Source organism: Streptomyces sp. NPDC001194 (genome assembly GCF_042896985.1).
Classification (GTDB): Bacteria; Actinomycetota; Actinomycetes; order Streptomycetales; family Streptomycetaceae; genus Streptomyces.
Genome location: NZ_JBIAXU010000015.1, coordinates 18,000 through 31,291, shown reverse-complemented (window position 1 = coordinate 31,291; position 13,292 = coordinate 18,000). Strand labels below are relative to the sequence as shown.

At 71.0% G+C, this 13,292-nt stretch carries 14 protein-coding genes; 8 read left to right on the top strand and 6 right to left on the bottom strand.

The window, feature by feature from the left end:
• Positions 1–76 precede the first annotated feature (76 nt).
• From ACFY1T_RS25685 to moaA, 3 genes are all read left to right on the top strand, one after another.
• Positions 77–442 (top strand): DUF485 domain-containing protein, encoded by a 366-nt coding sequence (locus ACFY1T_RS25685; protein WP_390790261.1) that lies wholly within the window; start codon positions 77–79, stop codon positions 440–442.
• Positions 439–2,079 (top strand): cation acetate symporter, encoded by a 1,641-nt coding sequence (locus ACFY1T_RS25680; RefSeq protein ID WP_390790260.1) that lies wholly within the window; start codon positions 439–441, stop codon positions 2,077–2,079. Before ACFY1T_RS25685 ends, ACFY1T_RS25680 begins: the two co-directional genes overlap by 4 nt.
• A gap of 195 nt (positions 2,080–2,274) precedes the next feature.
• Positions 2,275–3,264 carry a GTP 3',8-cyclase MoaA gene (gene moaA, locus ACFY1T_RS25675; protein ID WP_390790259.1) on the top strand — a complete coding sequence of 330 codons (990 nt, stop codon included), beginning with the start codon at positions 2,275–2,277 and terminating at the stop codon, positions 3,262–3,264.
• A gap of 27 nt (positions 3,265–3,291) precedes the next feature.
• On the opposite strand, the gene ACFY1T_RS25670 is transcribed toward moaA, so the two are convergent.
• Positions 3,292–3,567: a hypothetical protein gene (locus ACFY1T_RS25670; RefSeq protein WP_390790258.1), complete on the bottom strand. Its 276-nt coding sequence runs from the start codon at positions 3,565–3,567 to the stop codon at positions 3,292–3,294.
• A 146-nt stretch (positions 3,568–3,713) separates the two neighbouring features.
• Positions 3,714–4,046, bottom strand: a complete 333-nt coding sequence (locus ACFY1T_RS25665; protein ID WP_030859116.1) for a DUF3099 domain-containing protein — start codon at positions 4,044–4,046, stop codon at positions 3,714–3,716.
• 178 nt (positions 4,047–4,224) lie between these two features.
• Here ACFY1T_RS25665 and ACFY1T_RS25660 point away from each other — a divergent pair, with 178 nt between their 5' ends.
• A complete protein-coding gene (locus tag ACFY1T_RS25660; RefSeq protein ID WP_390790257.1) occupies positions 4,225–4,503 on the top strand; it encodes a GlsB/YeaQ/YmgE family stress response membrane protein in 279 nt (92 codons plus the stop codon).
• Positions 4,504–4,583: 80 nt separating this feature from the next.
• Here the strand turns inward: ACFY1T_RS25660 and tyrS are convergent, their stop codons facing one another.
• The 3 genes from tyrS to ACFY1T_RS25645 are packed head-to-tail and all read right to left on the bottom strand — an operon-like array spanning position 4,584 to position 8,865.
• A complete protein-coding gene (gene tyrS / locus ACFY1T_RS25655; RefSeq protein ID WP_390790256.1) occupies positions 4,584–5,849 on the bottom strand; it encodes a tyrosine--tRNA ligase in 1,266 nt (421 codons plus the stop codon).
• 56 nt (positions 5,850–5,905) lie between these two features.
• Positions 5,906–7,306 (bottom strand): metallopeptidase TldD-related protein, encoded by a 1,401-nt coding sequence (locus tag ACFY1T_RS25650; protein ID WP_390790255.1) that lies wholly within the window; start codon positions 7,304–7,306, stop codon positions 5,906–5,908.
• Positions 7,303–8,865: a TldD/PmbA family protein gene (locus tag ACFY1T_RS25645; protein ID WP_390790254.1), complete on the bottom strand. Its 1,563-nt coding sequence runs from the start codon at positions 8,863–8,865 to the stop codon at positions 7,303–7,305. Before ACFY1T_RS25645 ends, ACFY1T_RS25650 begins: the two co-directional genes overlap by 4 nt.
• Before the next feature lie 146 nt (positions 8,866–9,011).
• Between ACFY1T_RS25645 and fabG the strand changes: the two genes are divergently transcribed.
• The 3 genes from fabG (at position 9,012) to ACFY1T_RS25630 (ending at position 11,203) form a co-directional block, all read left to right on the top strand.
• Positions 9,012–9,731 carry a 3-oxoacyl-[acyl-carrier-protein] reductase gene (fabG, locus tag ACFY1T_RS25640; RefSeq protein ID WP_030300576.1) on the top strand — a complete coding sequence of 240 codons (720 nt, stop codon included), beginning with the start codon at positions 9,012–9,014 and terminating at the stop codon, positions 9,729–9,731.
• Positions 9,732–9,736: 5 nt separating this feature from the next.
• Entirely contained in the window at positions 9,737–10,507 is a 771-nt protein-coding gene (gene fabI / locus ACFY1T_RS25635) for an enoyl-ACP reductase FabI (protein WP_030162294.1), read from the top strand.
• Between the two features lie 240 nt (positions 10,508–10,747).
• On the top strand, positions 10,748–11,203 hold the full coding sequence (locus ACFY1T_RS25630) for a hypothetical protein (protein ID WP_390790253.1): 456 nt from the start codon (positions 10,748–10,750) through the stop codon (positions 11,201–11,203).
• Positions 11,204–11,225: 22 nt separating this feature from the next.
• On the opposite strand, the gene ACFY1T_RS25625 is transcribed toward ACFY1T_RS25630, so the two are convergent.
• Positions 11,226–11,897, bottom strand: a complete 672-nt coding sequence (locus ACFY1T_RS25625; RefSeq protein ID WP_390790252.1) for a FadR/GntR family transcriptional regulator — start codon at positions 11,895–11,897, stop codon at positions 11,226–11,228.
• Positions 11,898–11,968: 71 nt separating this feature from the next.
• Between ACFY1T_RS25625 and ACFY1T_RS25620 the strand changes: the two genes are divergently transcribed.
• Positions 11,969–13,288 (top strand): CynX/NimT family MFS transporter, encoded by a 1,320-nt coding sequence (locus ACFY1T_RS25620; RefSeq protein ID WP_390790251.1) that lies wholly within the window; start codon positions 11,969–11,971, stop codon positions 13,286–13,288.
• Positions 13,289–13,292 lie beyond the last annotated feature (4 nt).

Genomic DNA, 13,292 nt, shown 5'->3' with positions numbered 1-13,292 from the left:
GCGCCACCGTCCCCCCCATACGGAGGTTGTTTTGTCCGTCGTCCCCACCGCACCCGCGTCACAAGGAGAGCCCCCCGTGACCACCGAAGCAGCGCCGCCGCACGGCAGCGCGGGAACGCCCGCGGCGAGCCCCACGGCCGAAGAGTTCTCAGCCGTCCAGCAGAGCGCCGAATTCGCCGAACTGCGCAGTTCCCACCGGTCCTTCGCCTTCCCGCTCACCGTGGCCTTCATCGCCTGGTACCTGCTCTACGTCCTGCTGTCCAACTACGCCGGCGGCTTCATGGGGACCAAGCTCTTCGGCAACATCAACGTCGCCCTCGTGTTCGGCCTCGCCCAGTTCGCGACGACCTTCCTCATCGCCTGGCTGTACTCCCGGCACGCCGCCGCGAACCTCGACCCCAAGGCCGCGGCCATCAAGGCGCGGATGGAGGCCGGCGAATGAGCCACACCCCGCGCCTCGACCTCGCGACGACCGCCGCCGCCGGAGCCAGTGAGCACCGGCCGCTGATCATGACCCTGTTCGGGCTCTTCGTCGTCGCCACCCTCGTCATCACGATCTGGGCCGGCCGTCAGACCAAGGACGCCGCCGACTTCTACGCGGGCGGCCGCCAGTTCACCGGATTCCAGAACGGCCTGGCCATCTCCGGCGACTACATGTCCGCCGCGTCCTTCCTCGGCATCGCCGGCGTCATCGCCCTCAAGGGCTACGACGGCTTCCTCTACTCCATCGGCTTCCTCGTCGCCTGGCTGGTGGCCCTGCTGCTGGTCGCCGAGCCGCTGCGCAACTCGGGCCGCTACACCATGGGTGACGTCCTCGCCTTCCGGATGCGCCAGCGGCCCGTCCGTACCGCCGCCGGCACCTCCACCATCGTGGTCTCGATCTTCTACCTGCTGGCCCAGATGGCCGGCGCCGGCGTACTGGTCTCCCTGCTCCTCGGGATCACCAGCGACGGCGGCCAGATCGCGATCGTCGCGCTGGTCGGCGTACTGATGATCCTCTACGTCACCATCGGCGGCATGAAGGGCACCACCTGGGTCCAGATGGTCAAGGCCGTCCTCCTCATCGCGGGCGCGCTGCTGATCACCTTCCTGGTGATGTGGAAGTTCAACTTCAACGTCTCCGACCTGCTGGGCAAGGCCGCCGAGAACAGCGGCAAGGGCTCGTCCTTCCTGGAGCCCGGGCTCAAGTACGGCATCACCGGGACCTCGAAGCTGGACTTCATCTCCCTGGGCCTCGCCCTGGTCCTCGGCACCGCCGGCCTGCCGCACATCCTGATCCGCTTCTACACCGTGCCCACCGCCAAGGCCGCCCGTAAGTCCGTGAACTGGGCCATCGGCATCATCGGCGTCTTCTACCTGATGACGATCGCCCTCGGCTTCGGCGCCGCCGCCCTGCTCAGCCCCAAGGAGATCACCGACTCCAACCCGTCCGGCAACACCGCCGCCCCGCTCCTGGCCCAGGCCGTCGGCGGCGGCGCCGACTCCACCGGCGGCGCGATCCTGCTCGCCGTGATCTCCGCGGTGGCCTTCGCGACGATCCTCGCCGTGGTCGCGGGGCTCACCCTCGCCTCCTCGTCCTCCTTCGCGCACGACATCTACGTCAACGTGATCCGCAAGGGCGAGGCCACCGAGAAGGAAGAGGTGCGGGCGGCCCGCTGGTCCACCGTCGTCATCGGCGCCGTCGCCATCGTCCTCGGAGCGCTCGCCCGGGACATCAACATCGCGGGCCTGGTCGCCCTCGCCTTCGCCGTCGCGGCGTCGGCGAACCTGCCGACCATCCTCTACAGCCTCTTCTGGAAGCGCTTCACCACCCAGGGCGCGCTCTGGTCGATCTACGGCGGTCTGATCTCGTCGGTGGTCCTGGTGCTGTTCTCGCCCGTAGTCTCCGGCAACGACAAGACCTCGATGTTCAAGGGGGTCGATTTCCACTGGTTCCCGCTGGAGAACCCCGGCATCGTCTCGATCCCGCTCGGCTTCCTGCTCGGCTGGCTCGGCACAGTCTTGTCCAAGGAGAAGGCGGACCCCCGGAAGTTCGCGGAACTCGAGGTCCGCTCCCTTACGGGGACGGGCGCGCACTGACACCGTGTTCATCGTGAGATGGGCCGAGCACGCAGCGTGGCCGCGTCGTACTTCTCTACGACGCGGCCACGCCGCGTCTCGTTCATTCGGGCATCCCTACGCGCCATGGTCGTCGCGTAGGCTCGAATACGGCGCCAGGCCTTTATCCGGACCGGCGCGAACGTCTCTATGGACCGGACAGGGAGGGGGCCCGAAATGCTTCTGGACACCTACGGCCGCGTGGCCACTGACCTGCGCGTCTCGCTCACCGACCGGTGCAATCTGCGCTGCACGTACTGCATGCCCGAGGAAGGCCTGCAGTGGCTCGGCAAATCGGATCTGCTGACCGACGAGGAGATCGTCCGGCTGATCCGCATCGCCGTCACGCACCTCGGGATCACCGAGGTCCGCTTCACCGGCGGCGAACCGCTGCTCCGCCCCGGCCTGGTCGGGATCGTCGAGCAGTGCGCCGCCCTGGAGCCGCGTCCCCAGATGTCCCTGACCACCAACGGCATCGGCCTCAAGCGCACCGCACAGGCGCTCAAGGCCGCCGGCCTGGACCGGGTAAACGTTTCGCTGGACACCCTGCGGCCCGAGGTCTTCAAGACCCTCACCCGGCGTGACCGCCACCGCGACGTCATCGACGGCATGGCCGCGGCCCGCGAGGCCGGCCTGACCCCCGTCAAGGTCAACGCCGTCCTGATGCCGGGCCTGAACGAGGACGAGGCCCCCGACCTGCTCGCCTGGGCCGTGGAGAACGAGTACGAGCTCCGCTTCATCGAACAGATGCCGCTCGACGCCCAGCACGGCTGGAAGCGCGAGGGCATGATCACGGCCGGTGACATCCTCGCCTCGCTGCGCACCCGCTTCACCCTCACCGAGGAGGGCGCCGACGAGCGCGGCTCCGCCCCGGCCGAGCGCTGGGTGGTCGACGGCGGCTCCGCCACCGTCGGCGTCATCGCCTCGGTCACCCGCCCCTTCTGCGGGGCCTGCGACCGTACGCGGCTCACGGCCGACGGCCAGGTCCGTACGTGCCTCTTCGCCACCGAGGAGTCGGACCTGAGGGCCGCGCTGCGCTCCGGGGCGGCCGACGAGGAGATCGCCCGCCTGTGGAAGGTGGCGATGTGGGGCAAGAAGGCCGGGTCCGGGCTCGACGACCCGTCCTTCCTGCAGCCCGACCGCCCGATGTCCGCGATCGGCGGCTGACGGCCCGGCCGGGCCGGCGCGACCTCGCTACGGGCGCTCCGAGCCCTCCGGCTGGACCCACTCGTCGAGCTCCACGACGTCCTTGAGGAACCCGCGCACGCCCAGGAACCGGGAGAGGTGCTCCCGGTGCTCCTCGCACGCCAGCCAGGTCTTGCGGCGCTCCGGCGTGTGCAGCTTCGGGTTGTTCCATGCCAGGACCCAAACGGCCGCGTCGCGGCAGCCCTTGGCCGAGCAGGTGGGCGCGTCCGCGGAACCGGTGGAACGGGCGGAGCCGGGGGAGCGAGGGGAGTCAGGGGAGTTCACGCCTCAACCCTACAAACCCCGGCCGCGGAAAGGCGACGCCGAGCAGCCACGGGGGGAGCTGCCCGGCGTCGGTCCGTCGCTCCGACGGGGGATGCGGAGCGCGTAGGCAGTATGTCACGCAGGACCCGGTGCGGTGCACCGGAACTTCATGATTGATCTGAGCTTTTCTTGAGGTTTCCCGCGTCCAGTGCAGGGCGCACAGGTGACGGGATGAAGTGCGAGGGCAGCGAGGGGGTCGACTCGCGCCCCGCGTTGGCGATGACCACGGCCACGTACGGCAGCAGCGCGCCCGCGACGAGCGTCACGATCGCCACGTGACGCTCCACGTTCCACAGGATCACCGTCGCCAGCACGGAGAGCGTCCTGATCACCATCGAGACGACGTACCGGCGCTGGCGTCCCCGCACGTCCTCGTCGAGGCCCATCCGGGCTCCGGTGATCCGGAAGACCTCGGCCCCGTTCCGCTTCTTCCGCTCCACGCTCCACCGCCCGATCCGCCGCCGGACACTCCCGGTCCGGACTCCTCCCACCGTACGCCGCCCGCCCGGTGGCGAGGAGAGGGGGTGTCCCCCGAATGGGGCTGTCCGAAATGCGTAGTACGCCGTACGGGTCGAAACTGGGCCCACATGCGCACAACGCGCCACGAGGAGGCTCGACATGTCATGGTTGTGGGCGATCATCGTCGGTTTCGTGCTGGGCCTCATAGCCCGGGCCGTCCTGCCGGGCAAGCAGCACCAGCCCCTCTGGCTGACCACCCTGTTCGGCATCGCCGGAGCCATCCTCGGCAACGCCGTCGCGGTGTGGATCGGCGTCGGGGAGACCAAGGGCATCGACTGGACCCGGCACCTGCTCCAACTCGCCGGAGCGGTGCTGATCGTCGCTCTCGGTGAGATGGTCTACAAGTCGCTCAAGGGCGGCAGCAAGCAGATGACCTGAGGGCGGCATGTCGGAGGGGCCGGCCGGACGTGGTGTCCGGACCGGCCCCTCCGCCGCGCTCGGCCGTCAGGCCCGGGCCGTCAGCCCGTGACCTCGACCGCCGCCAGGTTCTTCTTGCCGCGCCGCAGCACCAGCCAGCGCCCGTGCAGCAGCTCCTCCCGCGAGGGGACCGCGTCCTCGGCGGTGACCTTCGCGTTGTTCACGTAGGCGCCGCCCTCCTTCACGGTCCGGCGGCCGGCCGACTTGCTCGCCACCAGCCCGGTCTCCGCGAGCAGGTCCACCACCGGGCCGAGCTCGGCGACCCGGGCGTGCGGCAGCTCGGACAGGGCCGCGGCCAGCGTGGCCTCGTCCAGGTCCGCCAGCTCGCCCTGGCCGAACAGCGCCTTCGACGCCGCGATCACGGCCGCGCACTGGCCGGCGCCGTGCACCAGCGTGGTCAGCTCCTCCGCCAGCGCCCGCTGGGCGGCGCGCGCCTGCGGCCGCTCGGCGGTCTGCGCCTCCAGCTCCTCCAGCTCCTCGCGGGACTTGAAGGAAAGGATCCGCATGTAGGTGGAGATGTCCCGGTCGTCCACGTTCAGCCAGAACTGGTAGAACGCGTACGGAGTGGTCATCTCCGGGTCGAGCCACACGGCCCCGCTCTCGGACTTGCCGAACTTGGTGCCGTCCGCCTTGACCATCAGCGGGGTCGCCAGCGCGTGCACGACCGCGCCCGGCTCGACCCGGTGGATCAGGTCGAGCCCGGCCGTCAGGTTGCCCCACTGGTCGGAGCCGCCCTGCTGGAGCACGCAGCCGTAGCGCCGGTACAGCTCCAGGAAGTCCATGCCCTGGAGCAGCTGGTAGCTGAACTCGGTGTAGCTGATGCCCTGGTCGGAGTCGAGCCGCTTGGCGACCGAGTCCTTCGTCAGCATCTTGTTGACCCGGAAGTGCTTGCCGATGTCCCGCAGGAACTCGATGGCGGACATGCCCGCCGTCCAGTCCAGGTTGTTCACCATGAGCGCCGCGTTCTCGCCCTCGAAGGACAGGAACGGCTCGATCTGGGTGCGCAGCCGGGCCACCCAGTTCGCGATCGTCTCCGGGTCGTTCAGCGTCCGCTCGGCGGTCGGCCGCGGGTCGCCGATCTGACCGGTGGCCCCGCCGACCAGCGCCAGCGGCCGGTGTCCGGCCTGCTGGAGCCGGCGTACGGTCAGCACCTGCACGAGGTGTCCCACGTGCAGGGAGGCCGCCGTCGGGTCGAAGCCGCAATAGAAGGTGACAGGACCGTCCGCGAACGCCTTGCGGAGCGCTTCTTCGTCGGTGGACTGGGCGAACAGCCCGCGCCACTTCAACTCGTCGACGATGTCCGTCACGGTTTCTCGACTCCTTCGAATGGTTTGCGTCGCGCCGAGGATTCAGTCTAGGTGGATCAGACGCCCTTGCTGACCGAGCTCATGTTGAAGTCCGGGACGCGCAGCGCGGGCATCGCGGCCCGGGTGAACCAGTCGCTCCACTCGCGCGGAAGGGTCTTCTCGGTCCGGCCCGCCTCCGAGGCCCGCGACAGCAGGTCCACCGGCGATTCGTTGAACCGGAAGTTGTTCACCTCGCCCACGACCTGGCCGTTCTCCACCAGGTAGACGCCGTCCCGGGTCAGGCCCGTGAGCAGCAGCGTCGCCGGGTCTACCTCGCGGATGTACCAGAGGCAGGTCAGCAGCAGACCCCGCTCGGTGGAGGCCACCATCTCCTCCAGCGAGCGGTCGCCGCCGCCGTCCAGGATCAGGTTCCCGAAGCCCGGTGCGACCGGCATCCCGGTCATGCCCGCGCTGTGCCGGGTCGTGGTCAGCCGGGACAGCTCGCCGTCGCGGATCCACTCGGTGGCCGGGACCGGCAGGCCGTTGTCGAAGACGGAGGCGTCGTCGCCCGAGCTGTGCGCGATCACGAACGGCGCGGACTCCAGGCCCGGCGCGTGCGGGTCGCTGCGCAGGGTCAGCGGCAGCCGGGACAGCTTCTCGCCGAGCCGGGTGCCGCCGCCGGGCTTGGAGAAGACCGTCCGGCCCTCCACCGCGTCCCGGGCCGCCGCGGACCACATCTGGTAGATCAGGAGGTCGGCCACCGCGGTCGGCGGCAGCAGGGTCTCGTACCGGCCGGCGGGCAGCTCGACCTTCCGCTCCGCCCAGCCCAGCCGTACGGCGAGCTCGGCGTCCAGCACGGTCGGGTCCACGTCCTTGAAGTCCCGGGTGGAGCGGCCGGCCCAGGCCGAGAGCAACCGGCCATCGGCAGTGGCGGCGGACTTGGCGTTGAGCTCCAGGGTGCCGTTCGGCTGGTCGTGGCGCAGCCGCAGGCCGGTCGAGGTGCCGACGTACGTGGAGACCAGCTCGTGGTTGGCGAAGCCGTACAGCTCCCGGCCGCCCTCGCGGGCCCGGGCGAAGGCCTCGCCGAGGGCCGGGGCGAAGTCGGCGAACACCGTGGAGGAGGTCTCGGCCGGCGCTTCGGTGAAGTCCGGCGAGGCCGGGGTCCCGGTCACCAGGGGCTGGGCGTCCTCGGCGGGACCGGCGCCCCGGGCGGCCGCCTCGGCGGCCCGTACCAGCGGCTCCAGGTCCTCGGCGGTCACGGCGGAGCGCGACACGACCCCCGAGGCCGTGCCCTCCTTGCCGCCGACCGTCGCGATGACGGTCAGGGTCCGGCCCCGGGTGACGCCGTTGGTGGTGAGCGCGTTGCCCGCCCAGCGCAGGTTGGCCGTCGACTGCTCGTCGGCGATGACGACGCAGCCGTCCGCGGTGGACAGCTCCAGCGCGCGCTCGACGATCTCGTGGGGCTTCGTACGGCTCATCGGCCGGCCTCCTGCGTGGTGTTCAGGATGTTCACGTCGCGGAACAGCGCGGACGGGCAGCCGTGCGAGACGGCCGCGACCTGGCCCGGCTGGGCCTTGCCGCAGTTGAAGGCGCCGCCGAGGACGTACGTCTGCGGCCCGCCGACCTTCTCCATCGAGCCCCAGAATTCGGTGGTCGTGGCCTGGTAGGCGACGTCGCGCAGCTGCCCGGCCAGCCTGCCGTTCTCGATCCGGAAGAACCGCTGCCCGGTGAACTGGAAGTTGTAGCGCTGCATGTCGATCGACCAGGAGCGGTCGCCGACGACGTAGATGCCGCGCTCCACCCCGCCGATCAGGTCCTCGGTGGACAGCCCGCCCGGATCCGGCTGGAGCGAGACGTTCGCCATCCGCTGGACCGGCACGTGCCCGGGGGAGTCGGCGAAGGCGCAGCCGTTGGAGCGGCCCAGGTCGGTGAGTTTCGCGATCCGCCGGTCCAGCTGGTAGCCGACCAGGGTGCCGTCCTTGACCAGGTCCCAGCTCTGCGCCTGGACGCCCTCGTCGTCGAAGCCGACGGTGGCGAGCCCGTGCTCGGCGGTGCGGTCACCGGTGACGTTCATGATGGGCGAGCCGTACTTGAGCTTGCCCAGCTGGTCGAAGGTGGCGAAGGAGGTCCCCGCGTACGCCGCCTCGTACCCCAGCGCCCGGTCGAGCTCGGTGGCGTGCCCGATCGACTCGTGGATGGTGAGCCACAGGTTGGACGGGTCCACGACGAGGTCGTAGCGCCCGGCCTCGACGCTCGGCGCCCGCATCTTCTCGGCGAGCAGCACGGGGATCTGCTCCAGCTCGGAGTCCCAGTCCCAGCCCGTGCCGGTCAGGTACTCCCAGCCGCGCCCGGCCGGCGGGGCGATGGTGCGCATCGAGTCGAACTCGCCGGTGGTGGCGTCCACGGCCACCGCGGTGAGCTGCGGGTGGATCCGCACGCGCTGCTGCGTGGTCATGGTGCCGGCGGTGTCCGCGTAGAACTTGTTCTCGTGCACGGCGAGCAGCGATGCGTCGACGTGCGCCACCCCGTCGGCGGCCAGCAGCCGCGCGCTCCAGTCGGCGAGCAGGGCCGCCTTCTCCGCGTCCGGCACCTCGAACGGGTCCACGTCGTACGCGGAGATCCACGTCTTGTCGGCGTGCACCGGCTCGTCGGCGAGCTCCACCCGCTCGTTCGAACCGGCGGCCTTGATGACCTGCGCGGACAGCTTCGCCATGGCCACGGCCTGCGAGGCCACCTTGGCGGCGCCGTCCATGGTCAGGTCCACACCGGAGGCGAACCCCCAGCTGCCCCCGTGCACCACCCGGACCGCGTACCCGAGGTCGGTGGTGTCGGAACTGCCCGAGGGTTTGGCGTCCCGAAGCCGCCAGGCGGCGCTTCGGATCCGTTCGAGCCGGAAGTCGGCATGGTCGCAGCCCAGCGCGCGGGCCCGGGCGAGCGCCGCGTCGGCGAGCGCCCGCAGGGGCAGCGCGGTGAAGGCCGCGTCGATGGAATGGGGCACGGTGGTCCTCCCGGGGTCGGGGCCGGTCGCCTCGATCATGTCGCGCTCGAGGCTCTTGTGCCTACATCTTTCTGTAGGGACTCGACAGAGCCCGTACCGAGGCCCTGTGGGAGATCGATTCTCCGCTCGGGGGACCTGGCCTATAGGTTTTTGGTACTCAGACCGCTAGTCGAAAGGGTGATCCGTTGAGCCGCTCGGTTCTCGTCACCGGAGGAAACCGGGGCATCGGCCTCGCCATCGCCCGAGCCTTCGCGCAGGCCGGCGACAAGGTCGCGATCACGTACCGGTCGGGTGAGCCGCCGCAGGAGCTCACCGCGCTCGGCGTCCTGGCGGTCCGCTGCGACATCACCGACTCCGAGCAGGTGGAGCAGGCCTACAAGGAGATCGAGGACGCGCACGGCGCGGTCGAGGTGCTGGTGGCCAACGCCGGCATCACCAAGGACACGCTGCTCATGCGCATGTCCGAGGAGGACTTCGCCTCCGTCGTCGACACCAACCTCACCGGCACCTTCCGGGTGGTCAAGCGTGCGAACCGTGGCATGCTGCGTGCCAAGAAGGGCCGCGTCGTCCTGATCTCCTCGGTCGTCGGGCTGCTGGGCTCGGCGGGCCAGGCCAACTACGCCGCCTCCAAGGCGGCGCTGGTCGGCTTCGCCCGCTCCCTCGCCCGTGAGCTCGGCTCGCGCAACATCACCTTCAACGTCGTGGCCCCCGGTTTCGTGGACACCGACATGACGAAGGTGCTCACCGATGAGCAGCGCGCGGGCATCGTCGGCCAGGTGCCGCTGGGCCGCTACGCGCAGCCCGAGGAGATCGCGGCAGCCGTGAGCTTCCTGGCGTCCGACGACGCCGCGTACATCACAGGAGCCGTCATTCCCGTTGACGGCGGATTGGGCATGGGTCACTGATCACCATGAGCGGAATTCTCGACGGCAAGCGCATCCTCATCACCGGGGTGCTGATGGAGTCGTCCATCGCCTTCCACGCCGCCAAGCTGGCCCAGGAGCAGGGCGCCGAGGTCATCCTCACCGCGTGGCCGCGCCCCACGCTGACCGAGCGCATCGCCAAGAAGCTGCCGAAGCCGGTCAAGGTGATCGAGCTCGACGTCACCAACGAGGAGCACCTGGCCCGCCTGGAGGGCCTCGTCCGCGAGGAGCTCGGCAGCCTCGACGGGGTCGTGCACTCCATCGGCTTCGCCCCGCAGGACGCCCTGGGCGGCAACTTCCTGAACACCCCGTTCGAGTCGGTGGCCACCGCCATGCACGTCTCGGCGTTCTCGCTGAAGTCGCTGACCATGGCCTGCAAGCCGCTGTTCCCGGCGGAGGGCGCGGCCGTCGTCGGCCTCACCTTCGACGCGCAGTTCGCCTGGCCGCAGTACGACTGGATGGGCCCGGCCAAGGCCGCGCTGGAGGCCACCAGCCGCTACCTTGCCCGTGACCTGGGCAAGGAGAACATCCGCTGCAACCTGGTCTCGGCCGGTCCGCTCGGCTCGATGGCGGCGAAGTCCATCCCGGGCTTCTCCGAGCTGGCCGACGTCTGGAACTCCCGCTCCATGCTGGAGTGGGACATGACCGACCCGGAGCCCGCGGGCAAGGGCGTCGTGGCCCTGCTGTCGGACTGGTTCCCGAAGACCACCGGCGAGATCGTCCACGTGGACGGCGGCCTGCACGCGATGGGTGCCTGAGCCGGGCACCGGCAGTACTCGTACCCAGAGGTACCCGTACGTCCGTACGGCGGCGGCCGCGTCTTCCTTCCGGGAGGCGCGGCCGTCGCCGTGTCCGCCGGTGCGGGCGGGGGTTCCGGGCGGACGCTCGATCAGATTTCCGCCCTCCGGCCGGATCTTCCCGAGTCGAAAACCAGGACAGATGCCTGCAAACTGGCCGAGTCGGGATCTTCCCGGCTCGTGCGGGGAGGAGGTGCGGGAGTGCGCGCGAGGCGGAGCCGAGCGGTATCGCTGCTGGTGACCTCGGTGGTCCTGACGGGATTCCTGCTCCCGGCGGCCGACGCACAGCCCGAGGGGGGCGAGGCGCTGCCGGTGCCGGAGGCGGTGGCCGTCGTGCGGCCCGCCGTCGCGGAACCCGCCGCCGTGGACCTCGACGAGATCCCCGCCGAGCCGCCCGTACGGCCCCGGCCGCCCGCGGAGCGCGAGCTGTACGGCGCCGACTGCGAGACCGCGATCGAGGGCTCGCAGGTGACGGCCACCTGCCAGAACGGCTATCCCGAGACCGACTTCCTGCGCCTGCACGTGGAATGCGACCGCTGGTGGGACGTGGACGCGGACAGCGCCCCCGTCGCCCTGGAGCCGGCCGGCCGCACCGAGCTGACCAGCCGCTGCTGGAAGGAGGTCCGCTCGGCCTGGGTCACCCACCGGCGGCCCTGAACCCGCCGGGCCGCGGTCGCTCCTACTTCCCGCCGAGGCACGCGAACGGGTAGCCCGCCGCCTCCGAGGCCGCGCCGTCCCCGTCCCCGCGCCGGATCGCCTCGATCAGCCGCGCGTGGTCCAGGTGCGCCGCGGGATCCAGCTCCGTGCCCACGTCCGCGCGCAGCCAGTCCGCGACCAGGTCGCCGAGATCCGCGTACAGCTCGATGAGCACCTCGTTGTGCGAGGTCGCCACCACCGCCATGTGCAGCGCCACGTCCGCCGCCACGAACCGCTCCGCGTCCCCGCCCTCCCAGGCCTGCTCGCGCCGCGCCAGCAGCGCGTCCAGCTGGCCCAGGTCCCGCTCGGTGCGCCGCTCCGCCGCCAGCCGGGCCGCGGCCGACTCCAGCGTCGAGCGGAGCTCGGCGATGTGCCGCGGGTCGGCGCCCGCGAAGCGGCGGTGCATCACCCCGGCCAGCTCGCTGGTGGCGATGACGTACGTCCCGGAGCCCTGCCGGATGTCCAGCAGCCCGTTGTGCGCCAGCGCCCGTACGGCCTCGCGGACGGTGTTGCGGGCGACGCCCAGCAGCTCGACGAGCTCCGGCTCGGTGGGGATGCGGGCTCCGACGGGCCATTCGCCGGAGGTGATCTGGTTCCGGAGCTGGGCGATCACCTGGTCGACCAGCGCGGATCGCCGGGGCGAGGTCAGCGGCATGCGGGCGGGTTCCTCTCCAAGTTCAGTCTCGGGGGTGACAACCAATCATCCCATGATTCTATGATGGTGTAATGCCCGACGAAGAAATACAGACCCTGAACCGGCCCGAGGCCGCGCGCACCGTACCCGCCCCGTCCCGTTCCTCCGCCGCCACGAGCGCGCGAACGGAGCCGACCCCGGAGCCCGCCTGGCTCGGACCGGTCCTCATCGTCGGCATCGTGCTGGCCGCCCTCAACCTGCGGCCCGCCATCACCAGCCTCGGCGCGCTCTTCGAGGAGGTCCGCACGGGCCTCGGCATGAGCGGCACCGTCGCCGGACTGATCACCTCCGTCCCCGCCCTGTGCTTCGCCGTCTTCGGCGTCACCGCGCCGCGCCTCTCGCGCCGCTTCGGCCCGGCCGCCGTCGTCTGCGCCGGCATGGCCGCCGTCGCCGCCGGGCTGCTGATCCGGCCCTTCGCGCAGGGCGCGGCCGGCTTCCTCGCCGCCAGCGCCCTGTCCCTGGCGGGCATAGCCCTGACCAACGTGCTGCTCCCGGTCATCGTCAAGCGGTGGTTCCCGGACCGCGTGGGCACCATGACCGGCCTGTACTCCATGGCCCTGGCCCTCGGCACCTCGCTCGCCGCCGCCGTGACCGTCCCGATGACCTCCGCCCTCGGCGGCAGCTGGCGTACGGGCCTGCTGGTCTGGGCCGTGCTCGCGCTGGTCGCCGTACTGCCCTGGCTGCCCGTCGCGGCGGCCGCCCGGCGCGAGAAGCGCGCCGCCGCCTCCGAGGCGGCCGCGACCGCACGGGCGGACGCCGGCCCGAACATCGTCCGCAGCCGCACCGCCTGGGCCCTCGCCTGCTACTTCGGCCTCCAGGCCACCGGCGCCTACATCACCATGGGCTGGCTCCCGCAGATCTTCCGCGACGCCGGGGTCTCCGCCTCCACCGCGGGCGTCCTGCTGGCCGTCACCATGGTCATGGGCGTTCCGCTCGCCTTCGTCATCCCCAACCTGGCCGGCCGGATGAGGAACCAGGGGGCCATCGCCGTCACCCTCGGCCTCTTCGGCCTCGTCGGATACACCGGCCTCCACTTCGCCCCCGCCGGCGGAGCCTGGGCCTGGGCGCTCCTGCTCGGCGTCTCCAACTGCGCCTTCCCCCTCGTCATCACGATGATCGGGCTGCGCGCCAAGTCCCCGGCCGGCGTGGTCAAGCTGTCCGCCTTCGCCCAGAGCGTCGGCTACCTCATCTCCATCCCCGGACCGCTCCTCATCGGCGCGCTCTACCAGCACAGCGGCGGCTGGGACCTGCCGCTCACCGTCATGGCGGCCCTGCTGGTTCCGCAGATCGCGCTGGGCGTGCTGGCCGGCCGGGACCGCACGATCGAGGACGAATGCGGCATGCGAGACTGAGCGG